The organism is Bremerella sp. P1 (assembly GCF_028748185.1).
Classification (GTDB): domain Bacteria; phylum Planctomycetota; class Planctomycetia; order Pirellulales; family Pirellulaceae; genus Bremerella.
The window spans coordinates 5,355,716-5,374,023 of the sequence record NZ_CP118164.1 but is presented as its reverse complement, the minus strand read 5'-3'; the positions used below and the strand labels follow the sequence as shown (position 1 = coordinate 5,374,023).

The following is an 18,308-nucleotide window of genomic DNA, read 5'->3' as shown; positions in this document are numbered from 1 at the left end:
AGATCGATCTACAAAAACAAACCCCTCGCCAGAACTACTGGTGAGGGGTTAACCGTTAAGATCCGAATCCCTGAACATTGAATCGGGATTTCGCGAAACAATTGGTGGTTGAAAAACGTTTAATACTTAGCAAGCTAAAGCCTATTCCCCCATTCTCCTCGAATGGTCCGCCCCTAATTTGGTGGCTGGCAATCGGTCAGGCGCGGTAACCTGATTTCCATCCTCTCCCCTTCTTTCTGTGCGACAAGTCTTCATGGTCGATGCTGGTGAAATTCTGTTGAGTTGCGGATTATTGACGCCTGAACAGGCCGATATCGTACGTAACGAACAAGAATCGAGCGCGGACTTCATCCCCAAAGCCGTCCAACTTTCCTTTGTTGAAGAGGACGAGGCCCTCAAGGCATTAGCAACCGCAGTGGGCCTCGACTATATCGACCTCAACCATACCGAGGTCGACACGGCCCTCATTAAATCGATTCCTCAGCGGCTCATATATCGCCAATCGCTGCTGCCGGTACGACGTGAGAATGGCAGTATTGTCGTTGCCACCAGCGACCCGTTCGATCTCTATCCGTTAGACGAAGTTGCTTCGGCAACTGGCCTCAGTGTTGTCCCGGTCCTGGCAGGGCGAACCGAGATTGCCAAGCTAATCAAAGCCAACCTGGGTGTCGGTGGTGAGACCGTCGAAGGGATGTTGGCTCGGAAAGAGGAAGAAGAAGCCGGCGTCGAGCTGCTGCAAGACCTCGACGACGAAGGGGGCGAACTGGCCGAGATCGAACAGGAAGCTTCGGTCATTCGCCTGGTGAACGAAATCTTGCTCGAAGCGATCGAATCGCGAGCCAGTGACGTTCACATTGAATCCCAATCCAATAACACCGTCGTCATCCGTTACCGCATCGACGGCATGCTCCACTCGCAGCCGGTGCCGCCGGAAATCAACTACTTCCAGGCCGCCATTATCAGCCGCTTGAAAATCATGTCGCGGCTGAACATTGCCGAAAAGCGACTACCGCAAGACGGTCGTATGAAGTTGAAAGTTCGCGGTCGAGAAATCGATGTGCGTGTGTCGGTGATCCCCATGATCCATGGCGAGAGTATCGTCATGCGTATTCTGGACAAAGGATCGCTCACCTTCGACCTGCAAAAGCTGGGGATGGACCGTGACGTCTACGCCCAGTTCCAAAAGATCATTCGTCAGCCGCACGGTATCATTCTCGTCACGGGGCCAACGGGCTCTGGTAAAACGACGACGCTATATAGTTCCTTGCTGGAAATCAAAGACGAAGCAACCAAGATCATCACCACCGAAGACCCGGTGGAATACCAGCTGGATGGAATCAACCAGATTCAGGTCCACTCGAAGATTGGCCTGACGTTCAGTGCTTCGCTGCGAAGCATCTTGCGTCATGACCCGGACGTCGTGCTGGTGGGTGAAATTCGTGACCTGGAAACCGCCGAAAACGCGATTCAAGCGTCCCTCACTGGTCACTTAGTGTTCAGCACGCTGCACACCAACGATGCTGCGGGTGCGTTTGCCCGTATGGTGGACATGGGCGTGGAACCCTTCCTGATCGCTTCGACCGTTGAAGGGGTCATGGCTCAGCGTCTGGTGCGTCGGTTGTGTCCTGAGTGCAAACAGCCGCACGAAGTACATCGAGTCGATCTACCGGATGACTTTCCGTGGGATGACCTGCAAGAGCAGGACGAAAAGCGACTCTTTCACCCGGTGGGTTGCCGCAAGTGCCGTGGCGTCGGTTACACCGGGCGTATGGGTATCTACGAGTTGCTGACTTCGACCGAAGACCTGCGGCAGATGGTTCACGACAACGTGAGCACCTGGGAAATCAAGCAAGCGGCCATGAAACAAGGAATGTCGACCTTGCGGCAATACGGTTGGCGAAAGGTCCTCAGCGGACAAACATCGGTTGAGGAAATTCTTCGTGTCACCAAGAGTGATAATCTTCGCGGACATTAGTACAATACGGTTCCTTCCTCACCCCGAGCCTCCCCAAAATCATGCCAGACTTCGCTTATGTCGCACGTAACCTGCAAGGCCAAAAGGTCTCTGGCAAGTTGTCTGCGCAGTCGGAAGGAGAAGTGATCAATTCGCTGAATGCGAAGAGTCTCTTCCCGATTGAAGTTAAGCAGGAGAAACAAGGGGCCCGTTTCCGCATCGGTGGCAAGCGAGTCAGTCCGCAGCAAGCGGCCACCTTCTATGCTCAATTAGCCTCACTGGTTCGCAGCGGTGTCCCGCTGATGCGATCGCTGAATGTGCTCAACGATCAGGCCTCGAATCCGGCACTCAAAGCAGTGCTGGAAGACGTTCGCGGCCGAGTCGAGGAAGGGGAACCTCTCGACGCCGCGATGGCACGACATCCGCGTGCTTTCAGCGACATGGCCATCAACATGGTTCGTGCCGGTGCCGAAGGTGGCTTCCTGGAAGACGCCCTGGAGCGTGTTGCTGCGTTTACGGAAGAGCAAGAAGATCTTAAAGGCCGAACACTCAGCGCCTTGGCTTACCCGATCTTCTTAGCTGTCGTGGGCTCGGCCATTTTGACATTCCTGATCGTGTTCTTCGTACCGAGCTTTGAAGAGATGTTCGCTCGCCTGCGAGAACGCGGTCAATTGCCGGCAATCACTGACTGGCTGCTCTGGTTCAGCGGAACGTTGAACAGCTATGGGCTGTTTATCTTGATAGGGATCATTGGCTTGTTCGTTTATTTCCGAACGGCCTTGAAATCGGAAACCGGTAAACGCCGACTCGACTATTTCAAAATCAAAGTCCCCCTGCTCGGCTCGATCATGCTGGATTTGTCTGTCGCGCGGTTCTGCCGCGTGCTGGGTACCATGCTGAAGAACGGGGTTCCCATTCTTCGCGCCTTGGAGATCAGCCGCGAAGCAGCCGGCAATCGGATCCTGGCCTCAGCCATTGAAGAGGCTTCCGAGAACATTTCGTCCGGGGAATCGCTCGCCTCGCCGCTGAGCAGTTCAGGCTACTTCCCCAAGACCGTCGTCGAAATGATCAGTGTCGCGGAAGAATCCAATTCGCTCGATCGCGTTTTGGTCGAAATCGCCGACGGCTTAGAACGAAGAACGACGCGCCGGCTCGACCTGGCCGTTCGCTTGTTAGAACCAATCATGTTGTTGGTCATGGCGTTCATCGTGTTGATCGTTGTGATCGCATTGCTGCTGCCTGTCTTCCGGATGAGCAGTGCGTTGTAGCACAAACAGTTAATCGCGCTTTCGTAAGCAAACACACCCAATTTGTTAAGGAGTAAACATTCATGACCCTTTCTCGACGTCGCCGCCGTGCGGCAGCCGGTTTTACGCTCATTGAAGTTCTGTTGGTGCTCGTGATCCTGGTGATTCTCGGTTCGATCGTGGGTGTCTCGGTTTTTGGTGTCCAGAAGCAAGCCCTCGAAAAGGCAGCCAAAACTCAGGTCGAAAGCATCGAGAGCGCTATCAAGTTCTACAAGCTGAACATGAACAAGGCCCCTGAATCGCTCGACAACCTGATCACTCAGCCTTCGGACGACAAGGGCAACAAGTGGAAAGGTCCTTACTGGGAAGAGGACACCATTCCGCTCGACCCATGGGAAAATGAATACCAGTACGAAGTCAACGGTGCAGACTACAAGGTCTGGTCGATGGGCCCTGACGGAGCCAGCGGCACCGAAGACGACATCAACGGCTAACATCCCAATTGATTGAGAGCCAAGGTGGGTGCCATGCCCACGTCCGCGTGAGCATGCCACGCCGATGTGGACATGGCACCTGCCGTATAACAAACCAGGCAATTCCCGTTGAACGCACTCGCAGCAACCCGAAACCTTCGCCACGTGCCGCAGCTCGCCGCTGCCGGTAAGCGAGAAGCGTTTACCTTGCTGGAATTGCTTTTGGTGTTGGCCATTCTGGTTGTCTTGGTGGGACTTGGCACGCCGGCGGTCTATAACTCGCTGCAAGGACATCGCCTGACCGTCTCGGCCGAACAGGTTCAAACAGAATTCATGCGTGCCCGCGTCGATGCGATGGAATCTGGTCGCATCCGCATGTTTCGCTTCCAGCAAGAGACCGGCAATTTCGCCGTCGCTCCCTTCGTTCGCAGCAGCGACGAACTGGAAAACAGCTTGGCCGGAACAAGCCAAGGGATCGGTATTTCAAGCGTTGTCCTCGATTCGGTCGAAGCAGAGACCATCAACGGTATGCTGGAAGAAGGAGTCGTCTTCGCCGGAGACAATATCGAAGCCGACATTCGCAGCTACACCTTGGAACAAGAACAAGGGGGCGACATGGACATCAGCGGATGGTCCCGTCCGATCTTGTTCTATCCCGACGGGACTGCCTCGGATGCCACGGTATTTTTACGTGGCGATGGGGGAACGATCACCTCGATCAAGTTACGCGGACTAACCGGCATCGCGCGGATTCAAGACCCTGATCTCGATGATGGGGGTGTTGATTAAATGCACGTAACGAAGCGTTATCGCAAACAAGGCTTCACCCTGATTGAGGTCATCCTGGCCCTCACCATTCTGGCCGTATCCCTGGCACTTCTGGGGCAGCTGGTTGGTCTCGGTTTTCAGAATGCCCAGCAAGCCCAAGGCCTTACCGAGGCACAAATGATCGCCGAGACGATCATGGAAGAGATTGCATTGGGCCTGCTTCCACCAGATCCAGTGACAGACATAAACGTCACCATGACGAGCGACCTTTCTACGCTCACCGTCGAACAAGACACACCCTGGGTGTACAGCATCAACTGGGAACCAGCCCCGGTCGATGGGCTGATCATGGTTGCCATTCAAGTCCGTCGCGCCGGTGCGCAGTCCGCAGCCGAGAACGACTCGTTTCAAATCGTGCGTTGGATGCGCGACCCGGAACTAGCCTTGGAAGAAATTCCTGAATCCAGCGATGGTGCTCCTCTCGAAATCGGAGGGGGTATCTAATGAAACGACAGTCACAACACGGCTTTACGCTGCTGGAAGTGCTCCTCGCTTCATCGCTGTCTGTGCTGATCCTATTGGCACTGGGCGGCGCCATTCAGTTTTATCTCTTTCAGGTAACTGAGAGCCAAACAAGTATCGAGCAAGCCCAACTGGCCCGGGCTGTCATGCGTCGCATGGAAACGGACCTGCGTAGTGCCATCTGGAAAAATGAAATCGATTTCACGTCAGTCGAAGCTCTCGCGGCAGATTCGATTGCCAGCGGAGCCGGCGATTTGGCCGCAAGTGCCGGCCTCGATCCAACCTTGGCCGAGGATGCTTTAGCAGGCTCAAACACTCAGGAACTTGCGACATCCAGCGTTCTTCCAACCACGATCGGCCTTTACGGAAACGCCTACGAACTGCAGATCGACATCAGTCGCATTCCACGAATCGACGAGTACGATCCTCAGTACACCAGTTTCCGCTCGCGCGAAATTGGGGACATCCCCAGCGACATCAAGACCGTCACCTACTTCCTCATGCAACCGGGCGTCTCCTCTTTAGGACATGGAACTGTTGGGGATGCAGGCATAACGGAAACTCAATTCGGACTCGTACGACGTGAACTTGATCGAGCAGTCACTCAATACGCCCTGAATAACGGCGATTCGACCGGTCTCGACGCATCTGCCGAGATTCTCGCGCCTGAAGTATCACTCCTCCAGTTCCGTTACTTCGACGGCTACGAGTGGATCGAAGAGTGGGACTCGGAAGCGATGGGGGGGCTCCCTATGGCAGTCGACGTGATCATCGCTATTCGTGACCATGACATGACCCAGGCACTGTTAGCCGATGGTGCGATTGAGGTTCCGGTGGCCGATACCACCAATCCCGTTGGGCAGGTTTTCCGTCGTCTGATCCGTATACCGACCGCAAAACCATACGAACCAGAGGAAGAAATCGACTCAACCGACACGCTTAGTGAGGATGCCGCGCTATGAGCTCCTCGAAGCGAAACCTCCGATCGAAGCGTGGCGCGGTATTGTTTGTCGTGCTGGTGGTCGTGATGATGATCACCCTCTCGGCGTACGCCTACACCGAACTGATGTTCATCGAGAACAAAGCCACTCACCTGACCGGTCGGCAGATTCAAGCCCGCAACGTCGCCGAGAGCGGCATCGCCATGCTGAGTGTTTTTCTGGAACAAGAGCAGGAACTCATCGACGAGCAAGGCGGTATCTACGACAACCTGGACATCATGCGAGGCATTCTCGTCTATCCGGATGACACGGCCGAATCCCGCGGACGCTTTTCGGTCCTCGCTCCGGCACTCAACGCAGACGGTTCCATCGAAGGCATTCGCTTCGGGCTGGAAGACGAATCAAGCCGCGTCAACTTGAACGCGCTGCTGATGCTTGAAGGACAAACCGAAGGATCAGGACGTGCCCTGCTTATGGCATTGCCCGGCATGAATGAAGAGATTGCCGATTGCATTCTCGACTACATCGATGAAGATGACGAACCGCGAGAACTCGGCGCCGAATTCGATTACTACAACACGCTCGATCCTCCCTACAACCCTAAGAACGCCCCGCTGGAAACGGTGGAAGAACTTCTCTTGGTGCGAGGAGTGACGCCGGAACTATTGTTCGGCCGCGACACCAACCGCAACGGCTTGGTCGATGACCACGAGTGGGCACCACCACCTGATGGCGACCAACAAGCCATGGAGATGCTCGAACTGGTACCCGACCTTGGCTGGTCCTCCTATCTGACGTTAGTGAGCATGGAGAAAAACTATTCCGATTCTGGACAGCCGAAGATCTACCTGAACGAAGACGATCTGCAAACCCTGCACGATAACATCGCGGCCATCTTCCCGGTCGAATATGCTGACTTCATCTGTGCTTATCGCCTTTATGGTGGCAGTGGAGGCCAGAGCGGCGGTGGCAATAGTGGCAGCGGCAGCGGTAGCAGCGGAGGAGATAACGGCGGGGGGTCGCTGAGCCTCGACCTGTCGCAGGAAGGCCAAACGAAGATCAACAACGTACTGGAGTTGATCGGAGCTTCCGTTCAAGTGCAGCAAGGCAATCGCACGGTGACCATGCAGTCGCCGTTCGAGGACGGAATTGTGGCGATGAATGTCTATCTGCCCAGCATGATAGACAACATGACCATTAATCCATCCCCAATAATTCCTGGCCGAATCAACATCAACCAGGCACCCTACGAGGTGCTTTTGGGTATCCCCGGTATGGACGAAGAAATCGCCGGGCAAATTCTCGAGCAACGTCTACCGGTCCCTGATCCGGAAGATCCCGTAACGCGTCACGAGACTTGGATTCTACTGCGCGGCATTGTCACCACCGAGCAGATGATTTCGCTCTCGCCCTTTGTTTGTGGCGGCGGCGATGTCTATCGAGCACAAGTGGTCGGCTACTTTGAAGACGGGAGTGCCTTTAGCCGCCAGGAAGTCGTGATCGACGCTACGCAGCCCCAACCCAAGGTCATGTTGTGGCGTGATATTTCGGAACTTGGCCGAGGACATCCGCTGGAAGTTCTCGGTGTGGAACTGGGGCTCGACGACGGACAAATCAACTGATTTCTAGGGCCTGCCGAGCATTTTTCGGCACGCTCCGATAAGCCTGCGAAATACAATAGAACTATGGCTAAGAAACTCGCAATAGAATGGGACTCGCGTTCTCTCCGCATGGTGGTTGCCCGCCAGCGCGGATCGAGCATTGTTGTCGATCAGGCACTGCACTTCCCTCTGCCTGTTCCTCCCGAGGGAACGGAGCCAACCTCCGTCGAAAGCCGTGTCACACGGCTTCTTACCGACCAGGTCGCGGCCCATGGGCTGAGCAAGCTACCAGCGATCGTGGCAGTCAACCGGTCGTCCATCGAACTTCAGGTCGTGACCGTTCCGCCGGTTCCCGAAGATGAACTCCCCGACATCGTTCGTTATCAGGCAATTCGCGAGTGCACCAGCCTGGGTGACGATGGCGTCGTCGACTTCGTGAAGATGCCGCCCACCGAGGATGGAAAGTCACGCGTACAAGCGGCGGCAATCTCCGCCAAGAACCTGAAAAGCTGCCTGAAGATCTGTGATCAGGCTCAGATCCAACCACAAAGTTTCTACGTTCGCTCGTTCGGTGCAGCCCACCTCGTAGCAAGTCAGTCTCGGCTGGTCGGGCAAACGTTCCTACTCGTGGAAACGCTCGAAGACCGCGTCGAGCTCACGGTGGTCAGCCAGGGTGAAGTCATCCTGACACGTTCGACCCGGCTACCAGGCGAACCCGACACGCAGCATTACCTCCAAGCACTGCAGGGCGAAATTCGCCGAACGATGCTCGCCGCTCAGTCGAAGAGCATTTCCGAGTCGATCAGCCAGATCGTGATACTCGGCCATACTACTTCGCCCGAAGCATGGCGTACGCTCGGCACCGAGCTGAAAGCGACGGTCGATTTCCTCGACCCACTCTCGGCCGAACATGTCTCGAGCAGCGTCGAAGTTTCGCCAGATGTCGCCAGCCATTTTGGCGCACTGATCGGGACATTGCTGGCCGATGGATCGACAAATCATGCCACGATCGACTTTCTTAATCCCCGGCGAAAACCGGATCCGCCTGATCGTAAGCGGATCTTTGTCCTGGCAGGCCTTGCCGCGGCTTCCGTCGTGCTGATGGTGACCTACCTGATGTACAGCGGAATTTCCTCGCGGGACGCCAGGATTGCCGAACTCAAGGAAGATATCGCCAAGCTGCAGAAGTCGAATAAGCCGCTGGTGGTCTTGGAAGAAGAGGTCATCGAGATCGACAACTGGGTTTCTGCTGATGTGCAGTGGCTGAACGAACTATACCGCATGTCGAAGAATCTCCCTTCCGCCGACGAAATGATCACGACACGTATCCACATGCAGCCGGCCAATAATGAAGGCGGAACCACTGCATTGGAAGGATACGTTGCCGACCAGGCTGTGATTCGCAAGATCGAAACGAGCTTGATGGACGATCATCACGCCGTTCTAGGAAAAGGCTCTCAAGAACGCGTCTACGGCGACAATTACACGATCAGCTTCCAGGAATACGTCACGATCACTCCGGACGGCACCGACCGCTTTGCCCCTCGCGACGAAGCGAACGACACGGAATCGGTGGAGGAAGATGCAAACGAATCGGCCGAAGTTTCGACGGACGCTCCTGAGGAAGAAGCCGAACCGGCCGAACCAACTACCGATACCGTGAACACCACAGGAGACCAGTCATGACCCAGCGCGAACGTGTCTTGGCCATCCTGGTGGGCGTCTGCTTGCTGATTGTCGGTGGCTACTACTTTATGAACCAATATTCCTCGGCGCTCGGTAGTCGCGATCGACAGATCGAGACCCTCGAGAAACGTTTGAGCGACGAAAAGTTCGTCGAGGCAAAGGCCGAGATGGCCATGGACCGTCTGATTACTTACCGCAAGCACGCGCTGCCGGAAAGCATTCGTGCCAGCCAATCCTTCTACCAGGAACGACTTCGAGAAACGCTGGAATCGACAGGCTTTGACGATGTGGTCATCAAGCCGCTCAATGGTCGCCGCGGTGGAAATCACTACCAGCACATGTTTACCATCAATGGCCAGGCTACGATGGAGCAGTTCGTGCAGTTCACCTATGAATTCTACTCGTTCAATATCTTGCACAAGTTCTCCAAGCTGACATTGATTCCGGTAAAGGATTCCGAACTTCTCGACATCTCGATGAACGTTTCAGTCCTCAGTGTGGACGGAACTGACGAGGTTCCTCAGCCCGATGACATTCGTCTTCCACAACTGGCCCACGGCAACTTGAAGGACTACACCGACGTCATCCTTCAGCGAAATCTGTTCGCCCCAGCCAACAAGCCTCCTTTGTTTACGTCGAAGACCGAGGTTGAAGCCGAACTGGAACGTCCCCTACGGTTTCGCTTGAGTGCCAGCGATCCCGATCGCAAAGACCGCGTGACGTTCTACCTCGGCAAAGACCCACCAGCCGGCGTCGAACTCTCCGAGAGCGGTTCGCTGCAATGGACTCCCAATGCCTTGGGGGAATACAAGATTACGGTCGAAGCCCGCGACAATCGCCTGCCTCCCAAGAGTTCCACCCAAGAGCTTTTGGTCAAGGTCGTAGAGCCGAAACCAGTACCGATGCCCGATCCGACGCCCAAGCGTCCCGAGTTTGACGAAGCGAAGTTCACCTTCTTGACCGGCACCGTTGCGGTTGGCGGTCAGCCCAAGGCATGGCTCAACAACCGCCCCAAGAATCAGCAGTTGCGTTTAGGGCCAGGCGATACGTTCTCGGTCGGCACCCTGAAGGGGAAAGTGGTCGACGTGAAAGATCGAGAGGTCGTTCTGGAAATCGAAGGGGACCTGCGTGTCCTCACGATTGGACAACCCCTGGCCGAAGCTACCACGATGGGGCCCGCCGGCGAACTTTAACCGATTCTCAAGCACGCCCTAAGAAATCAAGACAAACACTCAATGCCGTCAGCTAGCTGGCGGCATTTTTCTTTTACCGAGGGTTCACCAGCCGTCAAAGTCTAACACCGCGCGAATATTTATCGCTTGTAACGGTTGAAATCGGTGTAGGGGTAATTCCTGTACTACCGAATATTCCATGTAGTGCGAGGTGCGCGGTAATCCAGCTATTTAGCTGCGCAAATGCAAGTGAGGACAACGGATGGTCAGCCCCTTCGATCGATTCAAAATGACACGTTTACTGATTGGCATGCTCGCCATCGCTGTTAGCGGTGTGCTGTCTTACCCTGCCACTGCGCAGGAATTGAAGCCTGCCGGCAATGTGGAAACCTATCAAATCAACCCGGAAAAGCTGGACGGCCTTACAAACGTTCTCCAGCAACTCTTTTCTGGCAAACCAGACGTGATCATCCACGGAGATAAGTCCTCGGGCAAGCTCGTCATCAACGCACCAGAAGCCGTTCAATCGCAGATTGCGGATTTCGTGAGGCAGTCAGGCTATCAGACTGGCAAACCCGGACCGGTCGAGCTGAATGCTTCCGAGCTTAGGGTGCGTACTACTGAACCTAAGCCAACCGTCACCCCCGCGGAACCACTGTTTCAACGCAGTAAGGATCTGGGCGATGGTTTGGTTGAGCTTGAGATCAAACTAAACAACCTCCAAGGCGAGAACCTGGAGTCGAGCATCGCGAAGCTCATTGGCAAGCGTATTCCCGTCACCATCTCTGCCGAAGGTGCCATGGTGATGATGACCTTGCCTACCAACACCGATAAGAAGGTCAGCCTGCAGGTTTATCGCAACGAAGGAGCAGCCATCCTCCGCGGTCAGGCGGACTCGGCTCGCAGCTGGGGCGAAGTTATTCGTGCTCTAGACACGCCTTCCCACAGTGACGCTTACCGTACGACGCTCGTTTCGCTCGTCAACGCATCGCGTGACAACGTCGAAAAGGCACTCGATCCGCTACGAGATGCCGAGAATAGCCTGGCCAAGAAACACGTTTTCGAGGCTCTCAAAGACGTTGCTGGCAAGAAGAAGCTCCGCTGGAGTGGTGACCTGGCAGCGATGATCTTCCAGCCGGAACCAGAACAACCTGCTGAAGACAATGCCAACGAAGACGACAATGCTGCCCAAATCATCGGTCAACCGCAAGACGGACAACCGATCGAGATTCCCGATCAACCAAACCCAAACAACCCTCAGTTCACCATCAGCCCGGAAGAAGATGGCGGACTAATCGGCCCGGTTCAGATCGAATTCCTGGAAGGGCTGGACGTGATTGTCGTGCGTGGCCATCGCCGCGACGTCGAGCGCATCACCAATATCATCAACGACATCGAACGCCTCAGCGTCGAGACGCAACCGGTCATCGAGGTACGTGAGCTGCTGCACGCCAATAGCGAAGCGGTCGCAACGATGGTCAACGAACTGTACGAAAACCTCCTGAACGCTCGATACGGGCAGGTCAGCATTACCGCCCTGAACAAGCCGAATGCTATTCTGGTTATCGGTCGTGCCCAAAGCGTGGAAGGTATCTTGGAACTGATCGACAAGCTTGATCAGCCGGTCGGCCCTGCCAGTACCCTGAAGGTGTTCCCGCTGCAAAATCTGGCCGCCGCGGAAGCACAAACCAAGCTTTCCGAGTTCTACACGGAGCCAACCGCACTTGGTACTCGCATTCGTGTTACTTCCGATGTTCGCAGCAACTCGCTGATTGTCGCAGCCAGCCCACGCGACATGGTGGAAATCGAATACCTGCTCAAGCAAATCGACGTGCCGACCAGCGAATCGACGTTGAAGCTGGAGATCGTTCAGCTCCGCAACTCGGTCGCGGAAGACCTTGCTCCTATTCTGCAGGAAGCGATTACTGGTACTCCGGCAACCGGAGGAAATCAGCAGCAAGCCCAGTCGACGGCGCAGGTTCGTGCTGCCATGCTTTCGTTCATGACCTTGGATACCGAAGGCAAGCAGATTCTGCGATCCGGTATCCTGAACGAGGTTACGGTGACCGCCGATACTCGCTCCAACGCCCTCATTGTCAAGGCTCCCGAACACAGCATGGAATTGGTGCTGGCCCTGATCAAGCATCTCGATTCCCAGCCTTCGGCCGAGTCGCAAATCAAAGTCTTCACCATCGTTAACGGCGATGCGACGCAGCTGTCAAACATGTTGAACGAACTGTTTCAGACCGTTCAGTCAGCCAACAGCCAGGCACGTCAAACCAACGCCTTCTTCACACCTCAGGCTACCAGCTCCGGCGAATCGAGCCTGATTCCCTTGAACTTCACGGTCGACACCCGAACCAACAGCATCATCGCTTCGGGCTCCGCCAGCGACCTGACCGTTGTGGAAGCTATTTTGCTTCGTTTAGACCAAGACGAGGTCACCGAGCGTAAAAGCACGGTTGTAAAACTGCGAAACGCCCGTGCCGACTTGGTCGCGGAATCGTTGACGGCCTTGCTTGCCGAAGAAAGTCAACTTCAAACGCTCGATCCTTCAGTCGTCAGTCCCTTCCAGCAGTTGGTTCGCGAAGTGATTGTGGTGCCTGAACTGTTCAGCAACAGCCTGATCATCAGTGCGACGCCGCGTTACTTCGACCAGGTTCTGGAAATCGTACGAGAACTGGACGAGCGACCTCCGATGGTCATGCTACAAGTCCTGATCGCGGACGTTCGCTTGAACGACCTGGAAGAACTTGGATTCGAGTTGGGTCTACAAGATTCGGTTCTCTTCGACCGAAGCGTGGTGTCCTCGGGAACGCTCGACCCTGGGTATAACTGGAACAACCAGGCGCTCGGTAATAGCTCCAGCGCCGCCAGCCTCGCCACAGCCGCTGCGGTTGGTACTCAGGGCCTGACGAATTTCGCCCTGGGGCGCGTGAATAATGACCTGGGATATGGCGGCTTTGTCTTTTCGGCGGCCAGCGAATCGGTCAATATTCTCGTTCGGGCTTTGGAACGAGAGAGCCGACTCGAAGTGCTCGCTCGACCACAAATCATGACCATGGACAACCAGCCTGGCTTTATCCAGGTGGGTGAACGCGTACCGTACATTACGTCGACGCAACAGACCGTCAATGGAACGATTAACACGACAGAATTGATCAACACCGGGATCATCCTCAGCGTAACCCCACGTATCAGTCCTGATGGAGTTGTCGTGATGGCCCTTCAGGCTGAACGCTCTGCCGTTGGGTCGGAAGCCAATGGTATTCCCATCTCGATCAATCAGAACGGTGATGTGATTCGTTCGCCACGCATCGATACGCAAACCGCGACGGCCGTAGTCAGTGCACGTTCGGGTCAAACGATCGTCTTCGGCGGTTTGATCTCGAACTCAAACGAGGTAATTAATCGCCAGGTTCCAATTCTAGGCGATGTCCCGCTGCTTGGTCGATTCTTCCGCTACGACAGCTACAACGCCCAGCGTAGCGAATTGCTGATTATCATTACGCCAATCGTCGTGCGTTCCGATGCGGATGCAGCTTACCTGAAAGAACAGGAAATGTGCCGCATGAGCTGGTGCCTGGCAGATGTCGCGAAGGTATACGGCCCGGAAGCACTCTACGGAATCGATCCTTCGATGCCAATGGACGATGGCATCATCGCCATTCATCCCGATGAAAACCCGGCCGGTGTCCCGGAAGTGATACCGCATGGATATAACGCTCCGATCGCAGCCCCACCACGAGGCCCACTGCCACCACCTAGTCAGCAGTTGCCGCAGATGGGCCCACCGGGCTTCACGCCGCCACCAAGTGGTGAGCCAATGCCGTCGGTACTGCAGCCAGTTGAAGTTCGTCCCGTGAACTTCCAGCAGAGTTACCAGGCAATGCCACCGCAAATGCAGCCAGGGCAAGGCTACCCTCAACAACCGCCAGCCCAACAGCCTCAACAGCCGCCGCAAGGGCCGGTCACGCAGTACTCGCAGTACTCTCAACAACCGATGCCGCAACAGCCGGTTCGCTAATCGCTCGCACAGAACAACAAGGAATGTCAACCATGCAACGTACTGCATTCGCGCTGAGTTTGGTTTGCCTGACGGTTCTCGCAGCGAGTGGCTGCTCTTCGTTGGGCAAGATGCCATCGATGCCCTGGGAAGATGAAGAACCAGAATACAAAGTCCCCCTGAAGATGGTCGTCACGTGGAAAGACGCCGTTCGCTATAACCCGAACGACCCCCCCACACGCGGCTTTGGTGGTCGTATACATTTCTATGACGAAACACAGAAGCCTGTGCGAGTTCAGGGTAGCCTGACCATTTATGGCTATGACGACGCACGCCACGGCGATATCGATACCGAACGACCGGACCGCAAGTTTGTTTTCGATGCTGAGAAGATGCAATCCCACTACAGCATGTCGAAGCTGGGTCATTCGTACAGCTTCTGGATCCCATGGGACCGGGCCGGGGGCGAGCAGAAGGAAATCACCCTTGCTCCGTTCTTCCGCACAGAGATGGGCCAAGTCATCATGAGCGAGCAAAGCAAACACTTGCTGATGGGCGTTGCCAAAAAGGAGGAGAACCAAGCTCCCCAACCTCAATACCAACCAAGCCCGAGCGATCAAGTCATGCCGGAAGTAGCGCAAGTCAACTTCCAGCGAAACGTTGCTCCGGCACCGACTCAAGTTCAGCAGACGCAGATGCCTCAGCAGCAGACATCACAGCTTAACACGACGACGATTCAGCTACCGTCGACCATGAAAGAACGATTGCGTTACGTCGTTCCGAACCATTCGCCGACGTCTCCACAAACGATGATGCCTTCGCAATATCCACAGCAGCCGGTTATGTCTCAATTTCCGGCGATGCAACAGCAACCTTCTCAGCCGCTAATGGATCAGGCATCGGCTCAATACCAAGGGGGGCCGTATCAGAGTCGGGCCCCGCAATCCCTGCAATTGAAGCCGGGCGTCAATCTTCAGACGTTTCGGCCAGACTTTGCAGACTCGAAGGCTTACAGCAACTACCTGGCAAGCGGCCAGCAGATTACTGGTCAGCCGGTGATGGCTCCTGCAATTCAAGCTGGTTCACCACCGATGACACCCCAACTTCCAGGGACACAAACCGTTCGACCAACCGCAAATCATCTTCAGACTCCACAATCCCCGACACTGTGGCCACCCGGTCTTCCACAGACACGATAACGCCTGGGAAGCGGCCGATCTTGCGAATCCGGTGTGTGATGTCGGAACTGACCAAATCGGTTGGGATTGTGGGATGATTAAACTTCACGGTTAATTTCGTCGGCAGGCGCGGTGTATCATTCTGACCGAAGCCATTCTGGAATGCCTGATTGTTGAACAGGTTTCCAAAGGCGCCGAACCGACCAAAGCTGCTATTCCGGCCCGAATTGAGACCACCTGAGCCAAGCTGTCCCGTTCCGGTAGTACCACCACCAAATGGATTAAGCTGGTTCTGTTGCATCAGCGAAGAAGCCGCGCTGGCATCTCCCGTCCCGCCCAGACCACTGGTCCCGGTTGAACCTGATGTCCCCGATGAGGAATCGTTCGAGAACGAAGGGGCGGGCAGCGGCGTCGAGAACATATTCGTTCCAGGGCTACTGATCGACCCACCGGTATTCGAGTTCAAGCTAGAACCGAAGTTGCTACTCGGCTGCTGCAACGTGTCTGAATTGATGGATTGCCCCTGGGCATTGGCAAATGTCAGACCGCAGGTCAGCGCACCACAGATTGCCAGGCAAATAGTATCAATTCGGCTAAATCGCATGATCTCTCTCATCCTTGGCGAACATTTGGTCAATGGAAACCGCGCCAGATAACATGAATCCCCATTATCGCGAAAAGGTTCCGTGAAACCAAGTGATTTTGGTTTTTCCGCGCAGGGACGCTTACATCTAGTATCGACGCCCCCCACTCCCTAGAGCTTGAAACACCGGTCTTGGCCGTACAATGCGTGCCGCCGCCAGGAGTCATCCATGCGGAACGGATTTCCCAGCAGAAGATTCCCGAACAATCTTGAAACTTTGCCTGACCGGAATGGGTATTTCAGATGAGTTCCCAGGGACACAAACGGTTAACTCCTCACCACTTAAGGTGCCTCAATGAAATTCCGCCTCACCCCACTTCTAGGCCTTCTGCTATCGGCAATGCTCGTATCGAGCGGCTGGGCCGAACGCCCCAATGCGGCCCGAATTGTCTCGGATCAGACGTTCGCTTTCCTGCGGGTCGCTAACACGCCAGATTTTATTGCGAAAATGGAGCAGACGGCCATTGGAAAAGCTGCCAATGACCCTCAGATGCAGCCGTTCGTCAGTGGAATCTGGCAGACCCTGAAGCAGTCAGCGGCCAATGCTGAAGAACGCAGTGGTATCAAGCTTGAGGAACTTCTGAGCATTCCCCAGGGAGAATTGGCAGCCGGTATGGTTGCCATGCAGGAAGGCAACCCAGGCGTCGTCATCTTTTGCGACCTTGGTGAGGACACCCGAGTGATAGAGCGGGTCGTCAGCTTGCTGGAAACGGTTGCCGGCAACGACGGTGCCCTGATCGAGCGGAGCGAGTTTAAAGATGCAGAGATCACCTTGATTCGCGGCAACAACGGCCCCCTGGCCATTTGCATCCATGAAAACGTACTGCTTCTTTCCAATCGTATTGAAGTCGTCGAAGACACCTTGGAACATTGGTCGGGCGACCGGGAAGACAGCCTGGCATCGGACGATCGTTTCAGCACCATCGTTTCTTCGTCCCGTGGCACGAAGGATGAGCCTGCCCAGTTGATCTGGTACATCAATCCGATCGACGGTCTGCGAACCATTACGAAGAACCAATCTGGTGGCAGCTACGTCATGGGCTTCCTGCCGGTCCTGGGACTGGATGGGGTGAAAGCCATCGGCGGAAGTTACATCGCCGCAACGGAAGACTTCGATACGATCGGTCACCTGCATATCATGCTGGAACGTCCGCGGACAGGCGTGATCGAAATGATCGCCCTGAAAAACGCCTCGACTGAACCCGAAGGCTGGGTCCCTGAAGACGTCACCAACTACATGACCAGCAACTGGGACGTTGAGAAGAGCTACGGTGCCCTGGAAAACCTCTACGACAGCATCTTCGGTGACGGCAAACTAGCCGAGGACATCGATCGCCGCATCAACCAGCGAACCGGCATCGATTTCAAAACCGAAATCATCGACAACCTCGAAGGCAAGTTCACACTGGTGCAGTGGTACGAGCCGCCAGCACGTATCAACAGCCAGGCCACCTTCGTTGCGGCCAAGATCAAAGACCGAGCCATGATGCAGAAGACCCTTGATCGGATTGTCGAGTCGTTGCCTCGGCTCAACGATGTGGTTGAGAAGCGCAACTTCGGGGATGCGACCTTTTATCAGGCCAACGTTGCCGATGCCCCGATTCCTGAAGACGTACCGGAAGATCGACGTCGCCGGATGGAGAACCGCCGGGCACTACGTCCCACACCTTGCTTTGGTCTGATTGGCGACTACCTCTTCTTCGCCGATCGCCCTGGTATCGTCGAGCATGTCACCATGACCTACGGCGGCGATGCCCCGCGACTGGCCGAGGACCTAAGCTTCAAGCTCGTCCTGAATAAGCTGCAAGATCACGCAGGTGAACGGAAAGTCGCCATGGTCAGCTTTGCTCGACCGGAAGAGAGCTTGCGTATGGTCTACGAGTTAGTCCAAGCCGAGTCGACAAAGAACTTTATCGGCCAGCGTGCCGAGCGGAACGACTTCTTCAAGAACCTGCAAGGCAACCTCGATGCCAACCCTCTGCCTGACTTCAACGTCATCAGCCAGTACCTGGCTCCCAGCGGAGCGATTATGGTCGACGACGAAACCGGGCTCCACTGGATCGGCTTTTCGCTCAAACGCGACACCGAGTAGTCACCGCGATTCAACTCAGCCAAGC

General features: G+C 55.3%; 12 protein-coding genes. 11 read left to right on the top strand and 1 reads right to left on the bottom strand.

The genetic code is table 11. The features are described 5' to 3' along the window. Positions 1–253 precede the first annotated feature (253 nt). From PSR63_RS22330 to PSR63_RS22285, 10 genes are all read left to right on the top strand, one after another. A complete protein-coding gene (locus PSR63_RS22330; RefSeq protein ID WP_274327889.1) occupies positions 254–1,975 on the top strand; it encodes a GspE/PulE family protein in 1,722 nt (573 codons plus the stop codon). 41 nt (positions 1,976–2,016) lie between these two features. Beyond that, positions 2,017–3,222: a type II secretion system F family protein gene (locus tag PSR63_RS22325; protein ID WP_274327888.1), complete on the top strand. Its 1,206-nt coding sequence runs from the start codon at positions 2,017–2,019 to the stop codon at positions 3,220–3,222. Positions 3,223–3,284: 62 nt separating this feature from the next. Then, positions 3,285–3,695: a type II secretion system major pseudopilin GspG gene (gene gspG, locus PSR63_RS22320; RefSeq protein WP_274327887.1), complete on the top strand. Its 411-nt coding sequence runs from the start codon at positions 3,285–3,287 to the stop codon at positions 3,693–3,695. 108 nt (positions 3,696–3,803) lie between these two features. After that, the gene (locus PSR63_RS22315; RefSeq protein ID WP_274327886.1) at positions 3,804–4,463 is read left to right on the top strand and encodes a prepilin-type N-terminal cleavage/methylation domain-containing protein; all 660 of its coding nucleotides are present in this window, start codon (positions 3,804–3,806) and stop codon (positions 4,461–4,463) included. Next, on the top strand, positions 4,464–4,946 hold the full coding sequence (locus PSR63_RS22310) for a type IV pilus modification PilV family protein (RefSeq protein ID WP_274327885.1): 483 nt from the start codon (positions 4,464–4,466) through the stop codon (positions 4,944–4,946). Continuing rightward, positions 4,946–5,926, top strand: a complete 981-nt coding sequence (locus tag PSR63_RS22305; protein ID WP_274327884.1) for a prepilin-type N-terminal cleavage/methylation domain-containing protein — start codon at positions 4,946–4,948, stop codon at positions 5,924–5,926. The genes PSR63_RS22310 and PSR63_RS22305 overlap by 1 nt, the downstream gene beginning before the upstream one ends. Next, positions 5,923–7,527, top strand: a complete 1,605-nt coding sequence (locus PSR63_RS22300; protein WP_274327883.1) for a type II secretion system protein GspK — start codon at positions 5,923–5,925, stop codon at positions 7,525–7,527. Before PSR63_RS22305 ends, PSR63_RS22300 begins: the two co-directional genes overlap by 4 nt. Before the next feature lie 63 nt (positions 7,528–7,590). Next, entirely contained in the window at positions 7,591–9,192 is a 1,602-nt protein-coding gene (locus tag PSR63_RS22295; protein WP_274327882.1) for a hypothetical protein, read from the top strand. Further along, on the top strand, positions 9,189–10,385 hold the full coding sequence (locus PSR63_RS22290; protein WP_274327881.1) for a cadherin repeat domain-containing protein: 1,197 nt from the start codon (positions 9,189–9,191) through the stop codon (positions 10,383–10,385). Before PSR63_RS22295 ends, PSR63_RS22290 begins: the two co-directional genes overlap by 4 nt. Positions 10,386–10,653: 268 nt before the next feature. Continuing rightward, positions 10,654–14,391, top strand: coding sequence for a secretin N-terminal domain-containing protein (locus PSR63_RS22285; RefSeq protein ID WP_274327880.1), 3,738 nt, complete (start codon positions 10,654–10,656; stop codon positions 14,389–14,391). Positions 14,392–15,411: 1,020 nt separating this feature from the next. Here the strand turns inward: PSR63_RS22285 and PSR63_RS28270 are convergent. After that, positions 15,412–15,849, bottom strand: a complete 438-nt coding sequence (locus PSR63_RS28270; protein WP_443111104.1) for a BON domain-containing protein — start codon at positions 15,847–15,849, stop codon at positions 15,412–15,414. Positions 15,850–16,486: 637 nt separating this feature from the next. On the opposite strand from PSR63_RS28270, the gene PSR63_RS22275 reads away from it, so the two are divergent. Continuing rightward, positions 16,487–18,283 (top strand): hypothetical protein, encoded by a 1,797-nt coding sequence (locus tag PSR63_RS22275; RefSeq protein ID WP_274327878.1) that lies wholly within the window; start codon positions 16,487–16,489, stop codon positions 18,281–18,283. Positions 18,284–18,308 lie beyond the last annotated feature (25 nt).